Source organism: Thalassovita sp. ABM4_323, assembly GCF_056158665.1.
This window is the reverse complement of the sequence record NZ_JBSWTS010000007.1, coordinates 1,004,171-1,028,036: the sequence shown is the minus strand read 5'-3', so window position 1 is coordinate 1,028,036 and position 23,866 is coordinate 1,004,171. Positions and strand designations below refer to the sequence as shown.

The following is a 23,866-nucleotide window of genomic DNA, read 5'->3' as shown; positions in this document are numbered from 1 at the left end:
ATGACCATCAAAGATATTTTCGAAAGCATGGATTATGGCCCCGCCCCCGAAAGAGCAGCCGACGCACTGGCGTGGTTGATTGATCAGGGCGACCGGTTTGGTCATTTCATTGACGGCGCTTTTACGGAACCGGGCGATGGTTTTCTGTCCAAGAACCCCGCCACGGGCGAAACGCTGGCCACGCTGACCCAGGCCACGCAGGCAGATGTGGATGCCGCCGTTTTCGCTGCCCGCAAGGCGCAGGGCAAATGGGCCAAACTGGGCGGGCATGGGCGCGCAAAGCACCTCTATGCTCTGGCCCGGCTGCTGCAAAAACACGCCCGCCTGTTCGCCGTGCTGGAAACCCTGGACAACGGCAAACCGATCCGCGAGGCACGCGATATCGACATCCCTCTGGCGCAGCGGCATTTCTATTACCACGCGGGCATGGCCCAGCTGATGGAGGACGAGCTGCCCGACCGTCAGGCGCTGGGTGTGTGCGGCCAGATCATCCCGTGGAATTTCCCCTTGCTGATGCTGGCATGGAAGGTCGCGCCCGCGCTGGCCATGGGCAACACGGTGGTGCTGAAACCGGCCGAGTACACCTCTTTGACCGCACTTTTGTTCGCCGACATCTGCCGTCAAGCGGGGCTGCCCAAGGGCGTGGTGAATATCGTCACCGGCGACGGCGCGGTTGGGCAGATGATCACCGCGCATCCCGATATCGACAAAATCGCCTTCACCGGCTCGACCGAGGTAGGTCGCCAGATTCGCACCGCCACGGCGGGCAGCGGCAAGGCCCTGACGTTGGAACTGGGTGGGAAGTCCCCCTATATCGTGTTCGATGACGCGGATATCGACTCGGCGATCGAGGGGTTGGTGGACGCGATCTGGTTCAATCAGGGTCAGGTCTGCTGTGCGGGCTCGCGCCTGCTGGTCCAGGAAGGCATCGCCGAGCGGTTCCACGTCAAACTCCGCGCCCGCATGGCCACGCTGCGCATCGGCAACCCGCTGGACAAATCCATCGACGTGGGCGCCGTGGTGGACCCCGTGCAGTTGCAAACAATCACGGACATGGTGGACAGCTGCGAGGGCGGAGAGATTTTCCGCGCCGACTCGGACCTGCCCGAGGGCTGCTTCTATCCGCCGACGCTGATCACCGGCCTGACCCCTGCGCATCCGCTGATGCAGGACGAGATTTTCGGCCCGGTTCTGGTGTCTTGCACCTTCCGCACCCCGTCCGAAGCTGTGCAACTGGCCAACAACACGCGCTATGGGCTGGCCGCGACGGTCTGGACGGAAAACGTGAACCTGGCACTGGATATCGCGCCCAAGCTGGCCGCTGGCGTGGTCTGGGTGAACGCCACCAACCTGTTCGATGCGGCGGCCGGTTTTGGTGGGGTCCGTGAAAGCGGCTTTGGCCGTGAAGGCGGCTGGGAGGGTCTGCGCGCCTACACCAAACCTGTCCGCAAACCCAAGGTGCTGGTCCCTATTCTGCCGCACGAAGGCAGCGCTGGCCCCGAGGGGCTGGACCGCACGCCTAAGCTCTATATCGGGGGCAAACAGGCGAGGCCCGATGGGGGCTATTCCAAGTCAGTGTACGCGAAATCCGGGAAACTGCTGGGTCAGGTTCCGATTGCCAGCCGCAAGGACGTGCGCAACGCGGTCGAGGCCGCGCGCGGGGCCGCTGGTTGGGCCAAGGCTACGGCGCATCTGCGCGCTCAGTTTCTGTACTATATCGGCGAAAACCTCAGCGCCCGTGCCGATGAGTTCGCCGCCCGGATCGACGCGATGGTCGGCGGGCGCCAGGGCCACAAAGAGGTCGACGCGGCCATCGACCGCCTGTTCACCTATGCCGCCTGGGCCGACAAATTCGATGGGGCCGTCAAGCCCGTACCGATGCGAGGCGCGGCCATGGCGATGCGTGAATTTGTGAGTGTGATCGGGGTGATCTGCCCGGACGAGGCCCCGCTGCTGGGGTTGGTATCCACCATGGCACCGGCAATTGCGATGGGCAACCGCGTGGTACTGTGCGCCAGCAACGCCTATCCACTGTCCGCGACCGATTTCTATCAGGTGCTGGACACGTCGGATGTGCCTGCCGGCGTGGTCAACATCCTGACCGGGCCCGCCGAAGAGCTGGCGGACACGCTGGCGAAACACATGGATGTAGATGCGGTGTGGAGTTTTTCTTCGGCCGATCTGTCCGCCCAGATCGAGGCCGCGAGCGCCGGAAACCTAAAACGCACCTGGGTCAATAACGGCCAGGCGCGGGATTGGGGCCAGGCTGAGGCGCGCACCTTCCTGAACGCCGCGACCGAGATCAAAACCATCTGGGTGCCCTACGGCGAAGGATAAAGCCAGCCCGTTTCGGGGCTGGCTTCGGTGTTCGTAGCAACGGCGCTTAGACGTCGGACAGTTCTTTTTTGTGCATCCAATCGGCGTGTTTGGGGGCCTTTTTGGTCTTGGACCATTCTTCCAGCATCTCCCATTTCACCTCGTTCAGGCGCTCCAGCATCGCGTCTTCTTCGGGATCGGGGCAGGCCAGTTCAATGCGGTGACCGTTGGGATCGAAGAAATAGATCGAGTGGAAGATCGAGTGGTCGGTCACGCCCAGAACCTCGACGCCTTTGGCCTCCAGGTTTTCTTTGAAGGCGACCAGCTCTTCGCGGTCTTTCACCTTAAAGGCAATGTGCTGCACCCAGATCGGGGTGTTCTCGTCACGGCCCATTTCGGGCTTGGTGGGCAGTTCAAAGAACGCCAGAACGTTGCCCTTACCGGCATCAAGAAAGACGTGCATGTACGGATCGGGTTCGTGGGTCGAGGGCACGTGATCCTCGGCGATTGCCAGGATGAAATCCATGTTCAGCATATCGCGATACCATTCGACGGTCTCTTTTGCGTCCTTGCAGCGATACGCGACGTGGTGGATTTGTTCGATTTTCATGTGGCCTCTCCTCGGGGTCTGGTGACTGTTGAGGACGGGGATAATTGTTACATTTGTAACCATCAACGCATTTTTTTAGATTCCCCGGAAACGGAAAAAATGCCCTAGAGCGGATCTGTGCGGAAAAGACGGACCTTCAGACCCCCATGCGCGATTGGCGGACCGGGGGGCACAAAGGGCAGCGCCGTCGCCTTGGCCAGAGCATTATCCGAGGTCACAATGCCCACGCGCCAGCCTTTGAACCGCTCTTTCAGCACCGCACCCATCGCCCCATACAGGCCAAACAGAGGCTTCTTATTTCCGATCCGCGCGCCATAGGGCGGGTTCACGATCACCAGCCCCGCTGGCCCGTCAGGCGGTGTGATGTCGCCGATCGGCTTCATCTGGAAATCGGTCCAGTCAGCCACCCCGGCGCGGTCTGCATTGGCCTGGCTCATACGAATCGCGCCGGCATCCCGGTCAGAGCCGTGATAGCGCAGCAATGGATCGGTGGGGTCAGACGTGGCCTGCGCCTTCATCCGGGTCCAGGCCGATGCGTCAAAGCTGGCCAGCTGTTCAAAAGCAAAGCTGCGCGTGCGCCCCGGGGCCAGACCGGCGGCCATCTCGGCGGCCTCGATCACGAACGTGCCCGACCCACACATCGGGTCCAGCACGGGTTCGCCTTCGGAATAGCCGCATTCGCGCAGGATCATCGCCGCCATGGTTTCGCGCATAGGGGCCTTGTTCACCGCTTCCTTGTGGCCGCGTTTGTGCAGACTATCGCCCGAGGTATCGACGCTGAAGGTCACCAGGTTGTCGTCAATCCGGGTTTTGATCACCATCTTCGCGTCCGGCGCCACGGTCAGGCCAGCGGCGCTCAACCCGCCCTCGATCCGCTGAGCCGCGGCCCCCGCGTGGTAGATCTTGGACTTCTTGCAGGTTACCTCGACCCGCACCGGCACGTCCGGGCGCAGCACTGCGGCCCAATCGAATTTCTTGGACCGTTTGTCCAGCTGCGCCAAATGGAACGCCCGAAACGAGCCGATCCGCGCCAGCACCCGTGTGGCCCCGCGCAACATCAGGTTCGCCCGCCATACCTCGGGCCAGCCGCCATGCAAAGTCACGCCGCCGGGCACGATGCTGGCATCGGCGAACCCCAGCTCTTGGGCTTCGGCACAAAGCGGCGCCTCCAATCCCGGGGTGGCGACAAGGAAAATCTCGAAACGGTCAGTCATGGCCCAGCCATAGACCATTCCCCCAGCCGCAGCGACCGGTTTTTGCCCCGTTAGTTCGCCATCAAGCCTTTGGGCTGCCCCACCACGACAAAGGTCAGCGCTTCGGGGTCCAGCAAACGCTTGGCGACGCGGTTCACGTCCTCAAGCGTTACGGCGTTCACCTTTTCGTTCCGCGTGGCGATGTAATCAATCGGCATCCCATCAGTCTGCATCGCGACCATGATGTTGGCGATGGTGCCATTGCCATCAAACCGCAAGGGATAGGCCCCGGTCAGATAGGTTTTGGCGTCTTTCAGCTCTTGCGCGCTGACGCCATCATCGACCAGTTTCTGCCATTCGCCCTGAATGACCTCGATCGCCTGCGCAATCCGGTCATTGCCCGAGGCAACAGACCCCATCCACAGCTGCGCGGCCTCTTTGTCGACCAGATAGCTGTAAACGCCATAGGTCAGGCCCCGTTTCTCGCGCACTTCGGTCATCAGACGGCTGTCGAACGACCCGCCACCCAGGATCAGGTCCAAAATAAAGGCCGGGAAAAAATCGGGGTCTTCACGATCCAACCCCGGTTGCACGAAAAGGGCCACAGATTGAGGGGTCTCAAAGGGTTCGACATGGGCGCCACCGGGAAAATTCAGTTGCGCTGCTTTCGGCAGGGCAGGTCCGGTTTTGGGCAAATCCATGAACAGTTCGTCCATCAGCGCCGACAGCTGCTCAGGCGTGATATCCCCGACCGCCGACACATACAGCCGATCCTGAACCAAGGCGTTCTGGTGGGCGGTCAGCATGTCATCGCGGCTGAGCGCGCTGACACTGTCGATGGTCCCATCCTTGACCTGCCCATAGGGATGATCGCCATAGATCAGACGCCGTAGCGCCTGACTGGCCAGATCGCTTGGGCTTTTCTGATCCGAGCGGATACCGGACAGCACCTGCTGGCGGACCCGTTCAACGGCGTCCTCGTCAAACCGAGGGGAGATCAGGCTGTCGCGCAAAAGCGCCAGCGCCTGATCCTTGTTTTCGCTCAGAAACTTGGCCGAGACACTGACGAAATCATCCGACACGCTATAGGAAAAACGCGCGGCCAGGCGTTCGGTTGCGGCCGCAAATTCGCGCGCGTCCAGATCCCCGGCGCCTTCCTCGAGCAGGCCAACCATCAGGTTGGTTGCGCCTTTCTTACCGGGTTCATCCAGCACGGCACCACCGCGAAACCGCAGCTCCAGTGCGGTGAAGGGGATTGAATGATCTTCGACCAGCCAGGCGGTAAAACCCCCATCAGAGCGCACCTCTTGGATATCCACTTCGGCCCATGCGGGCAGGGCTATCACACTGACAACAAGGGTGAAAATCGCGCGCAGGATCATTGACCCACCTCCTCGTTCATCAGCCAGCCGGTGACGGATTGTTTGCGATCAAAAACCATGCGGGCGGCCGACAGCACGTCCTTGGAGGTGACCTCTTGCAGGATATGTGGCCAATCCTGCACGTCCTGAATGGTCAGCCCCTGGCTGATCGCACGACCATAGCGGTTGGCCAGACCTTCGGTATTGTCCAACGCATAGATTTGCGAGGCCCGGATCTGCATTTTCACGCGCTCCAGTCGTTCTTCGTCGATCCCGTTTTCCATCAGCTCCACCAGCACCTCGTCCAGAGCATCCTCGGCCTGTTGCAGGGTGACACCGGGGGCCGGGACAACGATCAAATCAAAGGTCGTGTCATCCAGCGATCCACCCCGATAATAGGCGGCCGTGTAGATCGCCGTTTTGGCGTCGTGTTGCAGTTTTTCCGTCAGGATCGAGGTCGTCGACCCGCCCAGAACCTCGGACAGAATGGTCAGAGCCGCCGCGTCGTATTGCGCATCAGCGTCCCGTTCGGGGGCCATGTAGGACCGGCTGACATAGGGTTGCGCGACGCGTGGATCCCGAAAGGTCAGGCGCCGTTCCGCGATCTGCGGGGGCTCGGCGGTGCGGTCCCGGGGCGTCAGCGCGGGATTGGCGGGGATGGCTCCATAGTATTCCTGGGCCAGGGCCAGAACCTCTTGGGGCTGCACGTCACCGGCCACGACCAGAGTGGCGTTATTGGGCGCATAAAAGGTTTCGTAAAAGGACAGCGCGTCCTGCAGGCTGAGCTGTTCCATCTCGTGCATCCAGCCGATCACCGGGATCCCATAGTGATGGTTCAGATACTGCGCCGCGTCCTTTTGTTCGCGAAACAAGGCTGCGGGGTTGTTTTCGACCCTTTGGTTGCGCTCTTCCAGGATCACGTCGCGCTCGGTCAGGACTTCGGCGTCAGTCAGACGCAGGTTTTGCATCCGGTCGGCCTCCATTCGCATCATCAGGGGCAGACGATCCGCTGCGACGCGCTGGTAATAAGCCGTATAGTCATAGCTGGTGAAGGCATTGTCCGTACCGCCATTGCGCGCCACAGTGGACGAGAATTCCCCGGGTTCCAGCGTTTCGGTGCCTTTGAACATCAGGTGTTCCAGGAAATGCGCGATGCCCGATTTGCCTGCTGGCTCGTCTGCCGATCCAACCCGATACCAGACCATATGGACCACGACGGGCGCGCGATGATCCTCGATCACCACCACCTGCATTCCATTGTCCAGCATATAGTCCGTCACCTGTCCTGCTGCGCGCAGGGGGGACGTCATTACCAGGGTTGCCAGAACGGCAACGGCAAGACGGATCATGAGCGTTCTCCTGTTGGTTTCACAGCAAGATACGCCCCTTCTGATGGGCTTCAAGCCCTATGACGGGCTCAATGACAGGGATGTGAGGCTTAGCGACTGCTATAGGGGGCCGAGGGCGTGGGAACGCCGACGGCTCGCCAGCGCGCGGCCTCTTTCTGAGCATCCAAACGATGACGGCGATAGGCTTGGTTATAGCGGTCAACACGCACCAGACGAATATTGGTGAAACGGGCCTGCCGCTTGCGGAACGCAGCGTCTTCCTCGGCCAGATCCGTCCGAATCGTCGCGGAAACACCGTTGCGGCTGACATGGTTCACCAAAGCACCATCCGCCGCAGGAACACCGCTTGCGTTCAAAGCCGAGCGTTTGCCACCAAGCGCGGCCACGGCATCGGCCTGGGGCTTCTGATCGGTCAGATTGGACCCGCCGGGGGTTGGGGCGGGCAGATCGGTATAGCTTTTGGGCTGGGTCAGCTCTTTGCCAGGGACCACGCTAAATTCATCGGGGCCACCGGTAAACGAGCGCAGGTCGCGCAGCTTGCCATCGTTGCTGCAGCCCGCAAGGCCCAGAATTGCCACCAAGATCACCGCGCGCGACAGTCGCATCGCCACCCTCCAGTTCGTTCCGCCTCAGCATTAGCCGATCCTGGCGCCAAGGTCACGAGGGCTTTTTCGACCCGCCCCACAGGATCAGCCCAAAAGCGCCGATAAAGATCGCGATATCGGCCACGTTGAACGCATAGGGGTTTTCAAACCCACAGCACGACATGTTCAGGAAATCCGCAACAGCGCCATACAGGAACCGATCCACGACGTTGCCCAAGGCCCCGCCGATCAGCAGCCCGGCCGCGATCATGCCCTTTTTGTTCGGCGGATCGCGAAACACCCACCAGACAACCGAGACCGAGATCACCAGCGCCAGCGCGATCAGCACCCAGCGCACCGCGTCCGCATTGCCCGAAAACAGGCCAAAGTTGATGCCGGTGTTCCACGCCATCCGCAGGTTCAACAGCGGCGGGATCACGTCCAGCTCGCCCAGCGTGCGCAGGTCCAGCATGTGCACGACCAGGTATTTGCTGGCCTGATCCAATAGAAATGTCCAGAAGCCTGCCCAGAAAACCAGCCTCATATGCCTGCCCTATTCTGCCCCGTTGCGGGCCCGTTTATCGGACCTCGGAAACGTATTTCCGGCGAGCCTAGCATGAACTCGCCGGAATAGTTAGTGTGGATACGCTTTCGTGAAATCCGCTTAGTGGCGGAAGTGGCGCATGCCGGTAAAGACCATCGCCAAACCACGTTCGTTGGCGGCGTCGATGACCTCTTGGTCGCGCATCGAGCCACCGGGCTGGATGATGGCGGTGGCGCCAGCCTCGGCCGCGGTGATCAGACCATCGGCAAATGGGAAGAACGCATCCGATGCCACAACCGAGCCCTTGGTCAGCGGGGCGTCCAGGCCCATGGCTTCGGCCATATCCTCGGCTTTGCGGGCGGCGATACGGGTGCTGTCAACGCGGCTCATCTGGCCTGCGCCGACACCCACGGTGGCGCCGTCTTTGACATAGATGATGGCGTTGGATTTGACGTGCTTGGCCACTTTCCAGGCGAACAGCAGGTCGGTCAGTTCCTGTTGGGTGGGCTGGCGTTCGGTCACGACCTTGAGATCATCCAGGGTGATCGCGCCGTTATCCTTGCCTTGCACCAGGAAACCGCCCGCGACCTGACGATAGGTGGTGATCACCGACTTCGGCTCGGGCAGTGCGCCGGTGGTCAGCAGACGCAGGTTTTTCTTGGCGGCGAAGACGGCCTTGGCCTCGTCCGTGGCCTCGGGGGCGATGACGACCTCGGTGAAGATCTTGCTGATCTCCTCGGCGGTGGCGCCATCCAGGGTCTGGTTCAGCGCGATGATGCCACCGAAGGCCGAGGTGCGGTCACAGTCAAACGCACGGCTGTATGCTTCGGCCAGGGTCGCGCCGGAGGCCACGCCGCAGGGGTTGGCGTGCTTGATGATCGCACAGGCGGGCGCATCAGCGCCGAATTCCGCGACCAGTTCGAACGCCGCGTCGGTGTCGTTGATGTTGTTGTAGGACAGTTCCTTGCCCTGATGCTGCTGCGCGGTGGACACGCCGGCGCGGCTGCTGCCGTCCTTGTAGAACGAGGCCGACTGGTGGGGGTTCTCACCATAGCGCAGGGTCTGGGCCAGCTCGCCAGCAAAGACGCGACGGCGCGGGGTGTCCTGACCGATGGCACCGGCCATCCAGGTGGACACAGCCGCGTCATAGGCACCGGTGCGGGCATAGGCGATTTGCGCCATCTTCTGACGGAACGCATAAGAGGTCTGGCCGTCGTTGGCGTCCAGTTCGGCCAGCAGAGCGTCGTAATCCTCGACATCCACGACGGTGGTGACGAAGCCGTGGTTTTTGGCCGAGGCGCGGATCATGGCAGGGCCACCAATGTCGATGTTTTCGATCATCTCGGCGTAATCAGCGCCACGGGCCAGCGCGGCCTCGAACGGGTAAAGGTTCACAACCAGCAGGTCGATGCCGCCGATGTCATGTTCGTCCATTGCGGCGACGTGATCGTCATTGTCGCGCAGCGCCAGCAGGCCGCCGTGCACTTTGGGGTGCAGGGTCTTTACGCGCCCGTCCATCATTTCGGGGAAGCCGGTGACATCCGCCACATCACGCACCTCAAGCCCGGCATCGCGCAGCGCCTTGGCCGAGCCGCCGGTCGACAGCAGTTCCACACCGCGCGCGGCCAGCGCCTGGCCCAGCTCGGTCAGGCCGGTCTTGTCGGAAACGGAAATCAACGCGCGGCGCACGGGATAGAGGTCGGTCATGGGGCAGCTCTTTGGTTCAGTTCAGGTCAGGTCCGGGTCGTCCCGGTTCAGGTCACGGATACTGATCGGGGTATCCTGTGCCTTGGCCAGGGACCAACGGATGCGCGTCGCATAGTCCATCGCGCGCCCAGATAAAACGATTTGTTTGGTCGCACGGGGCCGTAAACGGCCTTTTTCCAGATAAACCGAGGGTTCCAGCGTCATTTCGGCCACGCCTTCGTGCCGAAACAGCCAAAGCTCGCCGCTTTTTAGCGCCAACGAGATGGACGCACCACCCATGTCGACAGTGGCGTCCACCTCGGGGTGCAGGTGGAATCGGATCTGAAACGGGATGCCTTTCAGCGCGACGATCTGTGGGGACTTGTCGAACTTGCGCTTGGCGGCTTCGTTCACCGTCAGCAGCAGATCCTCGCCTGCCATGCCCCGACCATCAAACGTCAGTTCCAGTTTGCGGGCATGGGTCAGGCCGTAGGGTTTCAGGTATCCATCATGCCCGCCTTCGAACCGCACCCCATCCGGCGCCTGGCTGACCTCGATGGGAACATCTTTGGGGATATCGGTCAGCAGATCGGATTTGCCGCGCCGCCCGCCCAAACGCGCGCTGGAAAAACCATCCAGGCACAGGGTCGAATGGCTGGGCGTCGCGCGCCCGGCCCGTCGCCACTTGGCCCCGAATATGGCCCCTGACCCGCAATTCACGATCAACGGACGCCGGCCCGAAGTCAGCTCGAACGCCAGGGTCGAGGCATGAGCATTATACGACGCACGCCCGGCGGGCGGGGCGCTGGCATCCACAACAACCGAAGTCCGCCCCGCCGACAGCCGTGCATAGCCCATCGCCAACCCGTCCGCCGAGCGGGTTTTCACACCCGAGGCCGCAAGCGCCGTGTCCAGACGCCCTTCTAGACCGCGGCCACCACCGTGGAACCGGGCCAACCCGCCATCCGCGTGGCGCAGGGTGCGCAAAGTCGGCGCAATCCGCTCGATCGCGGATTGCAATTCCGGGGGCACCGCGCGCCCCGCCTCAAGCAGCGCAGCCGCTGCCCAGGTCAGCAGCGTGAATACCTCTAACAGCTCTTCGGGATTGCGCGTGAGGATGCCGCCTTGTGCATCCACCTGCGCAACACAATCTTTGGCCAGTGTCCGCACGGCCGTATCCACGTGCTTGTGCATGCCCTCCAGCGACAGGCTGGCATAGATCAGACCGGTCAGGGCCTCGAATCTGGGCAATCCGGGCGAACAGGTGTGCCAGCGCCGCGACAGAAAGACCGTTTGGCGCGAGAGCGAGCGGAAAAACCCGTCAGATTGGTCCTTATCCGCGCCGCGCAGCACGAACAATGCATGGTGAATCCATCGAATGATGCGCCGCCCGGTCAGATCGGGGCTCCAACCGGCGCCTTTGCCGGTGCCATAGCGATCAATCCATTCAAACAACCAGGTCTGCGCCCGTTCGCGCGTGGTGTGATCGGCAACGGCGGCCAGATCGTCCAGCCAGACGAACCCGTGCAGCTCTTCTTCGAACGGAAGGTCTGGCAGCTCGATTTCCCACAACATTGTATTCGGGGCTTCGACCAGATGACCGGCGAACAGGAAGTTCCCGGCGACAAGCTGACGGCCACGGGCAAAGCTGCCAATGGTGCGGGGTTCCGGCTGGCTGACAAAGCCGGTGGCAGGACGCGAAAACCCGCCCAGCCGCGCGTGCAGCCGGTGCATCCAGCGCGTGGTGCGCGCTGTCATCCGATCGGGTTTGAACATGCTCTGCCTCTCTCGCTCTGACGGCGGGATGGGGGCAGGATAGCTTTAGGAACGCGCCCTGTCACCGATGAATGGCGGCGCTGGCGTGAAATCGCAATACCAGGTCACGCTTTGCGCAGACAGGCGACATAGAACCCATCCATGCCCCCCAGTTTGCGCCAGTATCCGGGCAACAGACGCAGGCCGCCCTCGGGGGTTTTCCATTCAGGTTCAATTCCCGGCAAATCAAGAGCTTCTGTATCGATGGTCAGGCCTTCATAACGGCCTAGAACATCCTCGATCTGGCACTCACCTTCGTCAGGCAGCAGGGAACAGGTTGCGTAAACCAAACGCCCACCGGGCTTCAGAAGGCTAAGCGCGTGGTCCAGCATTTGCGCCTGCAGCTGGAACAATTGCCAGAAATCCGAGCCATCCTTGGCGTGGGGCAGGTCGGGATGGCGGCGAATCGTTCCGGTGGCGGAACAGGGCGCATCCAGCAGGATGGCGTTGTATTGACCGGTATGTTCCAGCGCGTCGCCAGTGACCAAGCTCGCCTGCAATCCGGTGCGGATCAGGTTTTCCTGAACACGCTCCATCCGGCTGGCGGACACGTCCAGCGCCGTCACATCCGCCCCGGCCGCAGCCAGCTGCATGGTTTTGCCACCGGGGGCCGCGCACATATCCAGAACCGATTCACCAGGCTGCGCGTTTAGCACCTTCGCGGGGATCGCGGCGGCGGCATCCTGCACCCACCAATCCCCGGCCTCGAAGCCAGCCAAGGCGGACACCTGCCCGGCCTCGGACAAACGAATGGAGCCTGTCGGCAGCAGCTCTCCATTCACAGCATCGCACACGGCCTGCGGGTCGGATTTGGCGGTGATGTCCAGCGGGGCGCCAGCGAAATGGGCCTGTTCCATCCGGGCGACATCATCGGGGCCGTAGCCTTCGACCAGCGGATCGCGCAGCCAACGCGGCAAGCGAGGCGCGCGCAGTTTATTCCAATCCTCGGGCGCGGTGTCGGCCACTTTGCGCAACACGGCGTTCACCATGCCTTTCATCGACTGGATTCGCTTGTTGCGGGCGGTCATGTTGACGGCCTCGTTCACCACACCATGCGCGTCCCCGCCCAGCGACAGCTCAACCGCGCCCAGCCGCAGAATGTTACGCACCGCCATTGGCGGGTTTTTCTTCAGGTGGCGCGACAGCAGTTTGTCCGCGCGTTCCAGCCCGCGCAACGTGTCCACGGCCAGCCGCTGCGCACGCGCGCGATCTGCCGGATCCAGTTTGGCCAGGGTGTGGCCCACCACCTCGGAAATCATCCGGTGTTCGATCAGAACCTGGTTCAGCAGGCTCAAAGCGGCCATGCGCGGGGTCTGTTTGGGCCGAGACGTCATCCGAATTCCTTGCGATTGGGCTGCGGGGGCGTATATCAACAGGCAGCCGCATAAGGAAGAGACCATGAGCGAGCCCGAAAAAGACCTGCCCCCTGCCGCCATCCGCGCCCTGGCCGAAGCCGAAGAGCGCCGCAAGAAGGCGGAGGCCGAGGCAAAAGCCCTGCCCAAGGAATTGGGCGGCCGTGATGGCCCCGAACCCGTCCGCTATGGCGATTGGGAAAAGAAGGGCATCGCGATCGATTTTTGATCGCTAGCGCAGTTTCAGATCCGCTGAATCTCCGTGTCCCCGGTCCGAGGTGAACCGCAAGGCATCTCCGTTCTGGCGCACAGTCTGGCAGTTGTAGGCCAGCGCCAAGTCCCTCCACTGCATGTCGCGACAAAAAAACTGGTCCTGCCAAATCCAGTTCCCTGTAACAGGGCGGCCCATCGCGCTGCCTATGATTCGGCCGTCCGAATGAACATTCAGCCGAATCCCCAGGCGCCGCAGCTCTTTGCCTTCGATCAGGGCAAGAAAGGTCGCGCGCTCTGTGATCGGCCGCAGATCCTGCGCCAGGACCAGCGCAGGCGTGACAGCTGCTAGCAGAAAAACCAAAGCCCGAAACATTGTCGCCACCTCGTATCCAATGAGATGGATACGAGGCCGGGACTTGGTTGGATCACTAGGGGTTTACAGCCCCAGCACGTCCATCATGTCGTATTCACCGGGCTTCTGGCCCTGTCCCCACAGCGCGGCCTTCACCGCCCCTCGGGCAAAGATCGCGCGATCCGTGGCCAGGTGGCGCAGCACGATCCGTTCACCAGCGGCAGCGAACAGCACGTCATGTTCACCCACGATGTCGCCACCCCGAATGGCGCTGAACCCGATATCACCCTGTTTGCGCGCGCCGGTGATGCCATCGCGTCCCCGATCCGAGGCGGCCTCCAGCGACACACCGCGCCCTTCGGCGGCGGCCTCGCCCAGCATCAGCGCGGTGCCCGAGGGCGCATCGACCTTTTTGTTGTGATGCGCCTCGATGATCTCGATGTCGAAATCTTCGTCCAGCGCGGCGGCGACCTGTTTGGTCAGCTGCACCAACAGGTTCACACCCAGCGACATGTTCCCGGCCCGTACCACGGTGGCATGGCGGGCCGCGGCGGCGACCTTGGCCAGATCCGCGTCCGTCATGCCGGTGGTGCCGATCACATGCACGATCCGCGCCTGCGCGGCGATGGCGGCAAATTCAACGGTGGCGGCGGGGGCGGTGAAGTCAATCACGGCCTGCGCGTGCAGGAACGTCTCCAGAGGGTCATCGGACACAACCACACCAACAGCAGTGCCACCCATACATTCGCCCACATCGCGGCCGACCCAATCGTGGCCCTTGCGTTCGACCGCGCCCACAAGCTTGCACTTGTCGCTGTCCAAAATGGTGCGCATCAGCATCTGGCCCATACGGCCCGAGGCTCCGGTCACGACAATTCCGGGCAGGTTGGTCATCGGTCTTACTCCAAGAAAACTGCGGTCCCGCCCTCTTAGCCCGTCGCGTTGCGCTTGGCAAAGCCCTTACGAAGGCGTAGATGCAGGCCATGGCCAAAGGTAACAACTCTTTCGGTTCCGGACCCGGTATGCGTCAGCTGCGGGTGGGGGAACAAATCCGCCGGACGATGTCCGAAATCCTGATGCGTGGGGAAATCCACGATCCGGACCTGAACCGCATGTCGATCACCGTGGGCGAGGTGCGCCTGTCCGCCGATCTGCGCGTCGCCACCGTGTTCGTGCTGCCGCTAGGCGGCGAGGGCAAAGACGAGGCGGTCAAGCTGCTGGCCAAGCACCAGTGGGAACTGCGCCGCATGATCGGCAAGAAATGCGGGCTGAAACACGCGCCCGAGCTGCGGTTCCGCCTGGACGACACCTTTGACCGGATGGAAGAAACCCGCCGTCTGCTGAATCAGGACGAGGTACGCCGCGACCTGGACCGCGATCCAAACCAGGACGACGAATGATCCGCCATTGGGTCAATCTATGGGTCAGCCTGTGCCTGTTGGCCCTGCTGCCCGGCGCAGCGCAGGCGGTCGAGTGCCGCAACCTACAGCTGGACTACAACCGGTTCACGATTTGCGAGGTCAATGCCGCCGAAGACCTGCGCCTGTTCCTGCGTGATTCCTCGGGCGAGGTTCTGGGCCAGTTCTCGGCCGTTCAGGACAGCCTGCCCGACGGGCAAACCCTGCAATTCGCCATGAACGCAGGGATGTATCACGATGATCGCGCGCCTGTGGGTCTGTACATTCAGGACGGCCAGCAGGAAATGCGCGTGGTATCAAATGCTGGTCCCGGGAACTTCGGCCTGCTGCCCAACGGGGTGTTTTGCATCCGTCCGGGCCGCGCGGATGTGATCGAGACCCTGCGGTTCATCAAGGAAAAACCCACCTGCCGCGACGCGACCCAATCCGGGCCAATGCTGGTGATTGATGGAGAATTGCATCCGCGTTTCCTGCCCGACAGCAGCTCGCGGTATGTGCGAAACGGGGTGGGCACGTCCGCCGATGGCAAGCGCGTGGTCTTTGCGATCTCGCGCAACCCGGTGACGTTTCACGAATTTGGCAGCCTGTTCCGCGATACGCTGGACCTGCCCAACGCGCTGTACTTTGATGGCAAGGTCTCGCGGATGTACGCGCCTGCGATTGGGCGGGACGATCCGGGGTTTCGGCTGGGGCCGATCGTGGGCGTGGTTGCGCCCGCAAATTGACAGCGCGCGCCGCATGTTCTAACCCGCGCGCTCGGATTGCTATAGGATCAGTAAATCATGGGACGTAGACGCAAGGGACGCGACATTTCCGGCTGGCTGGTGGTGGACAAGCCTGCGGGCATGACCTCGACCGCCGTTGTGAACAAGGTGAAATGGGCGTTCAACGCGAATAAGGCGGGCCATGCGGGCACGCTGGACCCTGATGCCACCGGTGTTCTGGCCGTTGCCCTGGGCGAGGCGACCAAGACCGTTCCCTATATCACCGACGCGCTGAAAGCCTATCGGTTCAGCGTACGGCTGGGTCAGGCGACCAACACCGATGATGCCGAGGGCGAGGTGATCGCTGAATCCGACGCTCGCCCAACCGATGAACAGATCAAGGACGCCCTGCCCCAATTCCTGGGCGATATCATGCAAGTCCCGCCGAAATTCTCGGCCGTGAAGATCGACGGGGAACGCGCCTATAAACTGGCCCGCGCTGACGAGGATTTCGAAATCGCCGCCCGCCCCCTGTGGGTCGAAGAATTGCTGCTGGAAGACCGCCCCGACGCCGATCACGTGGTGCTGGAGATGGTCTGCGGCAAGGGTGGCTATGTGCGCTCGATCGCGCGGGATTTGGGCGCCGCTTTGGGCTGTCATGGACATGTGGAATGGCTGCGCCGCGTCTGGTCCGGCCCGTTTGACGCAGATGAGGACGGGATCAGCATCGAGCAGATCAACGACATGGCCCGCACGCCCGAGCTGGACGATTTCCTGCGCCCGGTCGAGGATGGCCTGGCCGATCTGCCCGAGGTGAAAGCTACCGATCAGGGCGCCGTGCGTCTGCGCAACGGTAACCCCGGCATGGTCATCGCGCATGATGTCGAATGGGGCGAGGACTGCTGGGCCTCGTATAACGGCAAACCTTTGGCCGTGGGTCAGCTGCAAGGCGCCGAACTGCACCCCAACCGCGTGTTCAACCTGGATTGATCGCTTGCGCTGCGCCGCGTGCGCGGGCACAAACAGCCCATGATCACGCGTGAGTTTCAAAAGGGCGACGCCCATTCGACCGCCATCTATTCGGATTGCGAGAAATATCGCTATGAGCTGACCCGCATCTGGGATCCGGCCGGGCGCAAGGCCTTGTTCGTGATGCTGAACCCCTCGACCGCGACCGAGGTGCAGAATGATCCCACCGTGGAACGCTGCGAACGCCGCGCCCGCGCGCTGGGATTTGGGGCCTTTCGCGTGACCAACATCTTTGCCTGGCGCGACACCGATCCGCGCGCGATGCGCGCCGCCTCGGATCCCGTTGGCCCCGCCAATGACCAGACAATTCTGGATGGTTGTCACTGGGCCGATCAGATCATCGCTGCCTGGGGCACCCATGGCGAGCATCTGGATCAGGGCCCGCATATCGCGCGGCTGCTGCGCGGTACTGGCCTGCCCGTCCATCATCTGGGCCTCACCAAAGCAGGGCACCCCAAACACCCGCTGTATATCGCCTACACTCAGCAACCCGAACTGTGGGACATGCCCGATGAATGACCAGACCGAGAAAGAGACGCTGGAGGCGATACGCCACCTGGCCCGCGAAGTGGAAACGCTGAATGGGCATCGCTTCATCGCCGTGCAGAACTCGGTTGTGCGGCTGATCCTGTTCCAATTCACACGTGGTCTGGCCTTTGGATTGGGCTCTGTTCTGGGGGCGACTTTCCTTGTGTCGATCCTGGCCTGGTGGCTGTCGCAATTCGAGTTTCTGCCCCTGATCGGCGATTGGGCCGCGCAGTTGGCAGATGAGTTCGAACGGGCCGCTGGCGCGCAAGAGGGCGTTAACCAGACCGGCGAATAAGTATTGCGCAAACGCCTGACCCCATGCGGTAATGGGGTCGGGAAAATCCGTGGGTGCAAACAATGTTACTTATCGCAGGACTGTTGGGTGTTATGGCCGCCGGGGCGGCATTCGTTGGCTTTGATATGATCGGTGATGACGAGGCGATTGCTGATACCGAACAAAAGAACGAAGAGGGAACGGGCGACGACACCGATCAAAACGGGCTGACCGAGGCTTTGGACAGCGCCGAAGCCAACGCCGATGACGGCGGATCAGAGGACGATGTCATTGCGGGCGACGAAAGCGATCAGTCCATGTCTGGCGGCGAAGGCAACGACAGTCTGCACGGCTATGCGGGTGATGACCTTGTCTCGGGCGGGGACGGCGAAGACGAGGTGCACGGCGGCGAAGGCGAAGATACCATTCAGGGCGGCGAAGGCGACGACACCCTGCATGGTGAAGATGGCAATGACACGATGATCGGTGGCGCAGGAAACGATCAGATGTTTGGCCACAACGACGAGGATATCCTGTACGGCAATGAGGGCTCGGACAGCTTGGTCGGCAGTGCCGGAAACGACCAACTGGTTGGGGGTGCTGGGAACGACGCCCTGCACGGAGATCTGGATGACGACACGCTGACCGGCGGCACCGGACAGGACACGCTGTTTGGCGGCGTTGGGAATGACCTGGTTGTCGGAGACGACGATTCAGAAATGGACTTTCTGAACGGTGGCTCGGGTGATGACACGTTGGTCGGCGGCAGCGGTGATTCCATCCACAGCGGCGAAGGCGCTGACATGATCCTGATCAGTGACTGGGTCGACAGCCCCGCAACGGTGCTGGATTTCGACCCCGGCTCGGACCAAATCGGCGTGATCGTGGATGATGTCGCGGGCCAGGATCCGTCGGTCACTTTGTCCGACCCCGACGAGGCAACCGGCGAGGTGCAGATCCTGGTCGATGGCCAACAGGTTGCGACCATCAACGGCGGATCGGGACTGACGGTCGATGATATCGCTCTGATTACCCGACCCGCGTGAGTTAAGCAGCCTGCCTGACTTTTTCCTTTCCTTTTCAAAGGAATCTCCGTATACGCGCGCATCTGTCTGGGGAATCTCGGGCAGATAACTCCATGGACCCTGCTGGACGACATCCCGGCTTGCGCCCTCACCCTTAACTTAACAGGAGACCCCGATGTCGATTACCGCAGAAGAAAAAGCACGCGTTATCAAAGAGTTCGGCACCAAAGAAGGTGACACCGGTTCGCCCGAAGTACAGGTTGCTATCCTGTCCTCGCGCATCTCGACCCTGACCGAGCACTTCAAAACTCATAAGAAAGACAACCACGGCCGTCGCGGCCTGCTGATGATGGTTGCCCAGCGTCGTAAACTGCTGGACTACCTGAAAGGCAAAGACGAGGCCCGTTACCAGGACCTGATCAAACGCCTGGGTATCCGCCGCTAAGACGCCGGATCTTTCGACAGTCAGAAACGCCCGTTCAATCGAGCGGGCGTTTTTTGTTTGCCCTGCATTCGGCGACAGTCTTGGGTTGAAGTCTTCCGAGAGTTTTCTCATTTTGCGCAAAATATCAAAAAGGACAGCGGATGCGATCTGTGAAAACTCTTTTTCTGTGTACCGCACTTGGCCTGTTGGCCGCATGCGACAGCGACAGGCCCGGCAAGCAAAGTGACAACCGTGGCAGCGAAATCATCGGAAACTACAGCGTCAGTTGGTCCATTGCGCGGAGCAAATCCGAACCGCTCTCTGCGGCACCCGTCTTTTTTTCGTTCAACCACGCAAGAGGCAGCCTCCCCCCCGAAATCCCACACGCTGCTTGGCAAAAAGAGGCTGACCGCCTTAAGACAACGGTAAGAGACCTGAAGTTTTTGTCCGGTTATCCTTATGCTACCATCTACGTGAGCAAAGACGGCTATGCCCGCCAATGCAATATGCAAGACGTGAAAAAGGGCCTATGCAGTTTCTACAAGCCTAAGCCGCTCAAGCTCTCTGTCAAAACACGTGCGAAATTGGCGCAACAAGCGCTTGAGGCGTCGTCAAAATGCCGGTGGTTGGGGTTTGACGAAGGCTACAACCGTCTCAAGTCCCACTGGGCAGGCGCCATTGATACAACACTGTGGGTCAAAGCAGACTGCAGCTAGGGCGAACCAGGGGCTCAATTCGTACGTGCTCCCCTCGCGCGACAGGCTCTTCACAGAGCTCAAAACGGGGCGGCTATGGCACCAGGCCGTCCAGGTTCGCAAGGGTGTCGGCAATCGTGACTTTCAAATGCTCTGAAATTCCTGTATGGCCCCATGCATCTGAGACGTGACGCCTTTGACTCCGGGCGCATGAGAAAGATTGGGGTCGGCGGCAATGGGGCCGTCATGCAAAAAAGGAGACGCGGGAGGGCCCGCGAGTGCTCCTTATAAGGATACGATGATGTTCAACGTAACAACCAAATCCATGCAGTGGGGCGATGAAACGCTGACACTGGAAACCGGCAAGGTTGCCCGTCAGGCAGACGGCACCGTGATTGCCACGCTGGGCGAAACCAGCGTCATGGCAAACGTGACCTTCGCCAAGGAACCCAAGCCCGGGCAGGATTTCTTCCCGCTGACGGTTCACTACCAAGAGAAATACTATGCGGCCGGTAAAGTGCCCGGCGGTTTCTTCAAACGCGAGGCACGCCCGACCGAGAAAGAAACCCTGACCGCACGCCTGATCGACCGCCCGATCCGCCCGCTGTTCGTTCCCGGCTTCAAACACGAAGTTCTGGTAATGTGCACCGTGCTGAGCCACGACCTGGAAAACGACCCTGATGTGGTCGCGATGATCGCGGCCTCGGCTGCGCTGACCATTTCGGGCGCCCCCTTCATGGGCCCGATCGCCTGTGCGCGTGTTGGCTTTGTGGATGGCGACTATGTCCTGAACCCGTCGGTCGACGATATGCAGGACCTGCGCAACAACCCCGAACAGCGCCTGGACCTGGTTGTCGCTGGCACCAAAGACGCCGTGATGATGGTGGAATCCGAAGCCTACGAGCTGACCGAAGCCGAAATGCTGGGCGCCGTGACCTTTGCGCACGAGCAAATCCAGCCGGTGATCGACCTGATCATCGAACTGGCCGAAGAGACCGCGAAAGAGCCCTTCGATTTCACCCCCCCGGATTACAGCGATCTGTTCGAAGTCGTCAAAGCCGCTGGTGAAACCGCCATGCGCGACGCCTACGCGATCACCGACAAGCAAGAGCGCGTTGCCGCTGTTGCCGCTGCCAAAGACGCCATCAAGGCCGGCCTGACCGAAGAACAGCTGGAAGACGCCAACCTGGGCGCCGCTCTGAAGAAGCTGGAATCCTCGGTTCTGCGTGGCACCGTCGTGAAAGAAGGCAAACGTATCGACGGCCGTGCCCTGGATCAGGTCCGCGCCATCGAATGCGAAACTGGCCTGCTGCCCCGGACCCACGGTTCGGCGCTGTTCACCCGCGGTGAAACCCAGGGTCTGGTTGTGACCACGCTGGGCACCGGTGACGACGAGCAGTTCATCGATGCGCTGCACGGCAACTTCAAATCGAACTTCATGCTGCACTATAACTTCCCGCCCTACTCGGTTGGTGAAGTGGGTCGCGTGGGTGGCCCCGGCCGCCGCGAGATCGGCCACGGTAAACTGGCATGGCGTGCGCTGCAGGCGGTTCTGCCCTCGGCAACCGATTTCCCCTACACCCTGCGTCTGGTGTCCGAGATCACCGAATCGAACGGTTCGTCCTCGATGGCATCGGTCTGTGGTGGTTCGCTGTCCATGATGGACGCCGGTGTTCCGCTGAAGGCCGCCGTTGCCGGTGTGGCCATGGGTCTGGTTCTGGAAGATGACGGTTCTTACGCCGTTCTGACCGACATCCTGGGTGACGAAGACCACCTGGGCGACATGGACTTCAAAGTGGCCGGTACCGAGGCTGGTATCACCTCGCTGCAGATGGACATCAAGGTTGCGGGTATCACCCCCGAGATCATGGAGAAAGCCCTGGCACAAGCCAAAGAGGGCCGGATGCACATCCTGGGCGAGATGAACAAGGCGCTGTCCGGCACCGCCGAATTCAGTGTCCACGCCCCGCGCATCGAAACCATGCAAATCCCCACTGACAAGATCCGCGAAGTGATCGGCTCGGGCGGTAAGGTCATCCGTGAAATCGTCGAAGTGTCGGGCGCCAAGGTCGACATCAACGACGACGGCATCATCAAGATCGCCAGCCCGAACGGTGAAGCCATCCAGAAGGCATACGACATGATCCACTCGATCGTGGCCGAGCCCGAAGAAGGCAAGATCTACAAAGGTAAGGTCGTGAAGATCGTCGATTTCGGCGCCTTCGTGAACTTCTTTGGCAAGCGCGACGGCCTGGTGCACGTCAGCCAGATCGAAAACCGCCGCCTGAACCACCCCTCGGACGTCCTGAAAGAGGGCCAAGAGGTTTGGGTCAAGCTGCTGGGCTTTGACGATCGCGGCAAGGTTCGCCTGTCGATGAAAGTCGTCGATCAGGAAACCGGCGAAGAAGCCAAGAAAGAGAAAAAGGAAGACGCCGAGTAATCGGCCCCTCCTTTGGAAAATCGAAAGCCCCGGCCATTTGGTCGGGGCTTTTGCATTGGGGGGAGCAGGTCTTGGGTTTTTCCCCCTGAAAACATGTCTGGCAGCGTCCATATTGATCTCACGGGGCCATTAGCCCCAAGCCGTTTACTCACGGAACAGGGGCTTTGCACCCAGAAGGCAAAGCCCCGATCCGGGTCTGAATTCGCCCGTGCTCGTTGGGTGATAGAGGTGGCAGATACAGGCATTTGATTTCTTTCGGTGGTCCAATCAGCCCCTCGCAGTGTCAACTGCGGGGGGGTGCGCGCCATGCGGCAGAGGCTGTCATTCTCCGGCTGAATCGCATAATTTGATCAAATTATTGAAACAGGAGCCAACAAGGTCTTGCAGCGTCCTCGCTCGACTGACAAACTGCGCGCCAACGCTGTGGCTCAATATCCTAGAAAACAGAAAAACACCGCGGGACGGGAAACGCTTTTGGAGGTCAAGAAAATGATCGAGAAACGTCAGTTCTATATCAATGGGGCATGGGTGGATCCCATCGAATCCCGCGATTGCGCGGTGATTGACCCCTCCACCGAAGAGGCATGCGCCGTCATCTCGCTGGGCGGTCAGGCGGATGCGGACAAAGCCGTCGCTGCGGCCAAGGCAGCTTTTCCGGCCTGGATGGCCACACCACCGGCCGAGCGGATCGCGCTGGTCGAAAAGCTGTTGGAAATCTATCAACGGCGCGCCGCAGAAATGGGCGAGGCCATCAGCCTGGAAATGGGCGCTCCGATCGACATGTCCAACAGCTCTCAGGTGGGCGCGGGCACATGGCACATCAGCAATTTCTTGCGCGCTGCCAAGGGGTTCGAGTTCAACCGTCCGCTGGGGGATCACGCTCCGAATGACCGGATCGTCTATGAACCCGTCGGCGTTTGCGCGCTGATCACCCCTTGGAACTGGCCGATGAACCAGGTGACGCTGAAGGTGGTTGCCGCAGCGATCGCCGGCTGCACCATGGTGCTGAAACCCTCCGAGGAAAGCCCCTTGGATGCGATCCTGTTCGCTGAGATGATGGACGAGGCTGGCTTCCCCAAAGGGGTGTTCAACCTGGTGAACGGCGATGGTATCGGCGTGGGGTCTGCCCTGTCCGGGCACCCTGATGTGGATATGGTCAGCTTCACCGGCTCGACCCGCGCGGGCATCGCGATTTCGCAGAACGCGGCGCTGACGCTCAAACGTGTTCACCTGGAATTGGGCGGCAAAGGGGCCAACATCATCTTTAACGATGCGGATGACAAAGCGGTCAAACGCGGCGTGCTGCACATGATGAACAACACCGGTCAGTCCTGCAATGCACCCAGCCGGATGCTGGTCCAAAAGGACGTATATGATCAAGCGGTTGAGACCGCCGCCGAGGTCGCCAACAAAGTCACCGTGGGCCCTGCCAGCGAATTGGGCCGTCACATTGGCCCCGTCGTGAACGAGGCACAGTGGAACAAGATCCAGGGCCTGATTCAGACCGGTATCGACGAAGGCGCGCGTCTGGTTGCTGGGGGGCTTGGCCGTCCCGAAGGCCTGAACAAGGGCTTTTTCGTGCGCCCCACCGTATTCGCGGACGTCACCAACGAAATGACCATCGCACGCGAGGAAATCTTTGGCCCCGTGCTGTCGATCATCCCCTTTGAAACCGAAGAAGAGGCGGTGCAGATCGCCAATGACACGGTGTACGGCCTGACGAACTATGTTCAGACCACCGATGGCGACAAGGCAAACCGGGTCGCTTTGCAGCTGCGCTCGGGCATGGTGGAGATGAACGGCCAAAGCCGCGGCGCGGGCGCCCCGTTTGGGGGCATGAAACAGTCCGGCAACGGGCGTGAAGGCGGCGTTTGGGGCATCGAGGACTTCCTCGAGGTTAAATCGGTGGCCGGTTGGGCCGCCGAATAAGCGCACTCTCTGTATTGCCAATAAT

Annotated in this window: 23 protein-coding genes; 12 read left to right on the top strand and 11 right to left on the bottom strand. The window is 61.2% G+C overall.

Annotated elements, in window-relative coordinates; genetic code table 11:
• Positions 1–2,337, top strand: a complete 2,337-nt coding sequence (locus ACXADQ_RS07380; protein ID WP_475317883.1) for an aldehyde dehydrogenase family protein — start codon at positions 1–3, stop codon at positions 2,335–2,337.
• 46 nt (positions 2,338–2,383) lie between these two features.
• Here ACXADQ_RS07380 and ACXADQ_RS07375 read toward each other — a convergent pair whose 3' ends face one another.
• From ACXADQ_RS07375 to ACXADQ_RS07335, 9 genes are all read right to left on the bottom strand, one after another.
• Entirely contained in the window at positions 2,384–2,926 is a 543-nt protein-coding gene (locus ACXADQ_RS07375; RefSeq protein WP_475317880.1) for a VOC family protein, read from the bottom strand.
• Between the two features lie 104 nt (positions 2,927–3,030).
• Entirely contained in the window at positions 3,031–4,140 is a 1,110-nt protein-coding gene (locus tag ACXADQ_RS07370) for a THUMP domain-containing class I SAM-dependent RNA methyltransferase (RefSeq protein ID WP_475317875.1), read from the bottom strand.
• Between the two features lie 50 nt (positions 4,141–4,190).
• Positions 4,191–5,501, bottom strand: coding sequence for a M16 family metallopeptidase (locus ACXADQ_RS07365; RefSeq protein WP_475317867.1), 1,311 nt, complete (start codon positions 5,499–5,501; stop codon positions 4,191–4,193).
• Positions 5,498–6,829: a M16 family metallopeptidase gene (locus ACXADQ_RS07360; protein WP_475317861.1), complete on the bottom strand. Its 1,332-nt coding sequence runs from the start codon at positions 6,827–6,829 to the stop codon at positions 5,498–5,500. The genes ACXADQ_RS07365 and ACXADQ_RS07360 overlap by 4 nt, the downstream gene beginning before the upstream one ends.
• A gap of 89 nt (positions 6,830–6,918) precedes the next feature.
• Entirely contained in the window at positions 6,919–7,434 is a 516-nt protein-coding gene (locus ACXADQ_RS07355; RefSeq protein WP_475317858.1) for a DUF3035 domain-containing protein, read from the bottom strand.
• 52 nt (positions 7,435–7,486) lie between these two features.
• Entirely contained in the window at positions 7,487–7,957 is a 471-nt protein-coding gene (lspA, locus tag ACXADQ_RS07350) for a signal peptidase II (RefSeq protein ID WP_475317854.1), read from the bottom strand.
• Between the two features lie 120 nt (positions 7,958–8,077).
• Positions 8,078–9,664: a bifunctional phosphoribosylaminoimidazolecarboxamide formyltransferase/IMP cyclohydrolase gene (gene purH / locus ACXADQ_RS07345; RefSeq protein ID WP_475317851.1), complete on the bottom strand. Its 1,587-nt coding sequence runs from the start codon at positions 9,662–9,664 to the stop codon at positions 8,078–8,080.
• A gap of 21 nt (positions 9,665–9,685) precedes the next feature.
• Positions 9,686–11,419, bottom strand: a complete 1,734-nt coding sequence (locus ACXADQ_RS07340; protein WP_475317847.1) for a heparinase II/III family protein — start codon at positions 11,417–11,419, stop codon at positions 9,686–9,688.
• A 104-nt stretch (positions 11,420–11,523) separates the two neighbouring features.
• Complete coding sequence (locus ACXADQ_RS07335) at positions 11,524–12,792, bottom strand: RsmB/NOP family class I SAM-dependent RNA methyltransferase (protein ID WP_475317844.1); 1,269 nt, start codon at positions 12,790–12,792, stop codon at positions 11,524–11,526.
• A gap of 64 nt (positions 12,793–12,856) precedes the next feature.
• On the opposite strand from ACXADQ_RS07335, the gene ACXADQ_RS07330 reads away from it, so the two are divergent.
• Positions 12,857–13,039, top strand: a complete 183-nt coding sequence (locus tag ACXADQ_RS07330) for a DUF1674 domain-containing protein (RefSeq protein ID WP_475317841.1) — start codon at positions 12,857–12,859, stop codon at positions 13,037–13,039.
• Between the two features lie 3 nt (positions 13,040–13,042).
• Here the strand turns inward: ACXADQ_RS07330 and ACXADQ_RS07325 are convergent, their stop codons facing one another.
• Together ACXADQ_RS07325 and dapB are read right to left on the bottom strand one after the other, a co-directional pair.
• Positions 13,043–13,396, bottom strand: a complete 354-nt coding sequence (locus ACXADQ_RS07325) for a dihydrodipicolinate reductase (RefSeq protein ID WP_475317839.1) — start codon at positions 13,394–13,396, stop codon at positions 13,043–13,045.
• Between the two features lie 63 nt (positions 13,397–13,459).
• Positions 13,460–14,269, bottom strand: coding sequence for a 4-hydroxy-tetrahydrodipicolinate reductase (gene dapB / locus ACXADQ_RS07320; RefSeq protein ID WP_475317836.1), 810 nt, complete (start codon positions 14,267–14,269; stop codon positions 13,460–13,462).
• Positions 14,270–14,358: 89 nt separating this feature from the next.
• Here dapB and rbfA point away from each other — a divergent pair, with 89 nt between their 5' ends.
• From rbfA to ACXADQ_RS07270, 10 genes are all read left to right on the top strand, one after another.
• Positions 14,359–14,775 (top strand): 30S ribosome-binding factor RbfA, encoded by a 417-nt coding sequence (gene rbfA / locus ACXADQ_RS07315; protein WP_475317833.1) that lies wholly within the window; start codon positions 14,359–14,361, stop codon positions 14,773–14,775.
• Positions 14,772–15,518, top strand: a complete 747-nt coding sequence (locus tag ACXADQ_RS07310) for a phosphodiester glycosidase family protein (RefSeq protein ID WP_475317830.1) — start codon at positions 14,772–14,774, stop codon at positions 15,516–15,518. Before rbfA ends, ACXADQ_RS07310 begins: the two co-directional genes overlap by 4 nt.
• Before the next feature lie 57 nt (positions 15,519–15,575).
• Positions 15,576–16,487: a tRNA pseudouridine(55) synthase TruB gene (gene truB / locus ACXADQ_RS07305; RefSeq protein WP_475317824.1), complete on the top strand. Its 912-nt coding sequence runs from the start codon at positions 15,576–15,578 to the stop codon at positions 16,485–16,487.
• A 39-nt stretch (positions 16,488–16,526) separates the two neighbouring features.
• Positions 16,527–17,045: a DUF1643 domain-containing protein gene (locus ACXADQ_RS07300; protein WP_475317819.1), complete on the top strand. Its 519-nt coding sequence runs from the start codon at positions 16,527–16,529 to the stop codon at positions 17,043–17,045.
• Positions 17,038–17,349: a DUF5665 domain-containing protein gene (locus tag ACXADQ_RS07295; RefSeq protein WP_475317813.1), complete on the top strand. Its 312-nt coding sequence runs from the start codon at positions 17,038–17,040 to the stop codon at positions 17,347–17,349. The genes ACXADQ_RS07300 and ACXADQ_RS07295 overlap by 8 nt, the downstream gene beginning before the upstream one ends.
• Positions 17,350–17,411: 62 nt before the next feature.
• Positions 17,412–18,374, top strand: coding sequence for a calcium-binding protein (locus ACXADQ_RS07290; protein WP_475317808.1), 963 nt, complete (start codon positions 17,412–17,414; stop codon positions 18,372–18,374).
• Between the two features lie 154 nt (positions 18,375–18,528).
• Entirely contained in the window at positions 18,529–18,798 is a 270-nt protein-coding gene (gene rpsO, locus ACXADQ_RS07285) for a 30S ribosomal protein S15 (protein WP_475317804.1), read from the top strand.
• A gap of 140 nt (positions 18,799–18,938) precedes the next feature.
• Complete coding sequence (locus tag ACXADQ_RS07280; protein WP_475317799.1) at positions 18,939–19,493, top strand: hypothetical protein; 555 nt, start codon at positions 18,939–18,941, stop codon at positions 19,491–19,493.
• Between the two features lie 280 nt (positions 19,494–19,773).
• On the top strand, positions 19,774–21,912 hold the full coding sequence (pnp, locus tag ACXADQ_RS07275) for a polyribonucleotide nucleotidyltransferase (RefSeq protein ID WP_475317794.1): 2,139 nt from the start codon (positions 19,774–19,776) through the stop codon (positions 21,910–21,912).
• 489 nt (positions 21,913–22,401) lie between these two features.
• Complete coding sequence (locus tag ACXADQ_RS07270; RefSeq protein WP_475317791.1) at positions 22,402–23,841, top strand: aldehyde dehydrogenase family protein; 1,440 nt, start codon at positions 22,402–22,404, stop codon at positions 23,839–23,841.
• Positions 23,842–23,866 lie beyond the last annotated feature (25 nt).

Excerpts from the sequence above, each read along its gene's own strand:
- ACXADQ_RS07380 (WP_475317883.1), top strand. The coding sequence starts at position 1 with ATGACCATCAAAGATATTTTCGAAAGCATGGATTATGGCCCCGCCCCC.
- ACXADQ_RS07375 (WP_475317880.1), bottom strand. The coding sequence starts at position 2,926 with ATGAAAATCGAACAAATCCACCACGTCGCGTATCGCTGCAAGGACGCA.
- ACXADQ_RS07370 (WP_475317875.1), bottom strand. The coding sequence starts at position 4,140 with ATGACTGACCGTTTCGAGATTTTCCTTGTCGCCACCCCGGGATTGGAG.
- ACXADQ_RS07365 (WP_475317867.1), bottom strand. The coding sequence starts at position 5,501 with ATGATCCTGCGCGCGATTTTCACCCTTGTTGTCAGTGTGATAGCCCTG.
- ACXADQ_RS07360 (WP_475317861.1), bottom strand. The coding sequence starts at position 6,829 with ATGATCCGTCTTGCCGTTGCCGTTCTGGCAACCCTGGTAATGACGTCC.
- ACXADQ_RS07355 (WP_475317858.1), bottom strand. The coding sequence starts at position 7,434 with ATGCGACTGTCGCGCGCGGTGATCTTGGTGGCAATTCTGGGCCTTGCG.
- lspA (WP_475317854.1), bottom strand. The coding sequence starts at position 7,957 with ATGAGGCTGGTTTTCTGGGCAGGCTTCTGGACATTTCTATTGGATCAG.
- purH (WP_475317851.1), bottom strand. The coding sequence starts at position 9,664 with ATGACCGACCTCTATCCCGTGCGCCGCGCGTTGATTTCCGTTTCCGAC.
- ACXADQ_RS07340 (WP_475317847.1), bottom strand. The coding sequence starts at position 11,419 with ATGTTCAAACCCGATCGGATGACAGCGCGCACCACGCGCTGGATGCAC.
- ACXADQ_RS07335 (WP_475317844.1), bottom strand. The coding sequence starts at position 12,792 with ATGACGTCTCGGCCCAAACAGACCCCGCGCATGGCCGCTTTGAGCCTG.
- ACXADQ_RS07330 (WP_475317841.1), top strand. The coding sequence starts at position 12,857 with ATGAGCGAGCCCGAAAAAGACCTGCCCCCTGCCGCCATCCGCGCCCTG.
- ACXADQ_RS07325 (WP_475317839.1), bottom strand. The coding sequence starts at position 13,396 with ATGTTTCGGGCTTTGGTTTTTCTGCTAGCAGCTGTCACGCCTGCGCTG.
- dapB (WP_475317836.1), bottom strand. The coding sequence starts at position 14,269 with ATGACCAACCTGCCCGGAATTGTCGTGACCGGAGCCTCGGGCCGTATG.
- rbfA (WP_475317833.1), top strand. The coding sequence starts at position 14,359 with ATGGCCAAAGGTAACAACTCTTTCGGTTCCGGACCCGGTATGCGTCAG.
- ACXADQ_RS07310 (WP_475317830.1), top strand. The coding sequence starts at position 14,772 with ATGATCCGCCATTGGGTCAATCTATGGGTCAGCCTGTGCCTGTTGGCC.
- truB (WP_475317824.1), top strand. The coding sequence starts at position 15,576 with ATGGGACGTAGACGCAAGGGACGCGACATTTCCGGCTGGCTGGTGGTG.
- ACXADQ_RS07300 (WP_475317819.1), top strand. The coding sequence starts at position 16,527 with ATGATCACGCGTGAGTTTCAAAAGGGCGACGCCCATTCGACCGCCATC.
- ACXADQ_RS07295 (WP_475317813.1), top strand. The coding sequence starts at position 17,038 with ATGAATGACCAGACCGAGAAAGAGACGCTGGAGGCGATACGCCACCTG.
- ACXADQ_RS07290 (WP_475317808.1), top strand. The coding sequence starts at position 17,412 with ATGTTACTTATCGCAGGACTGTTGGGTGTTATGGCCGCCGGGGCGGCA.
- rpsO (WP_475317804.1), top strand. The coding sequence starts at position 18,529 with ATGTCGATTACCGCAGAAGAAAAAGCACGCGTTATCAAAGAGTTCGGC.
- ACXADQ_RS07280 (WP_475317799.1), top strand. The coding sequence starts at position 18,939 with ATGCGATCTGTGAAAACTCTTTTTCTGTGTACCGCACTTGGCCTGTTG.
- pnp (WP_475317794.1), top strand. The coding sequence starts at position 19,774 with ATGTTCAACGTAACAACCAAATCCATGCAGTGGGGCGATGAAACGCTG.
- ACXADQ_RS07270 (WP_475317791.1), top strand. The coding sequence starts at position 22,402 with ATGATCGAGAAACGTCAGTTCTATATCAATGGGGCATGGGTGGATCCC.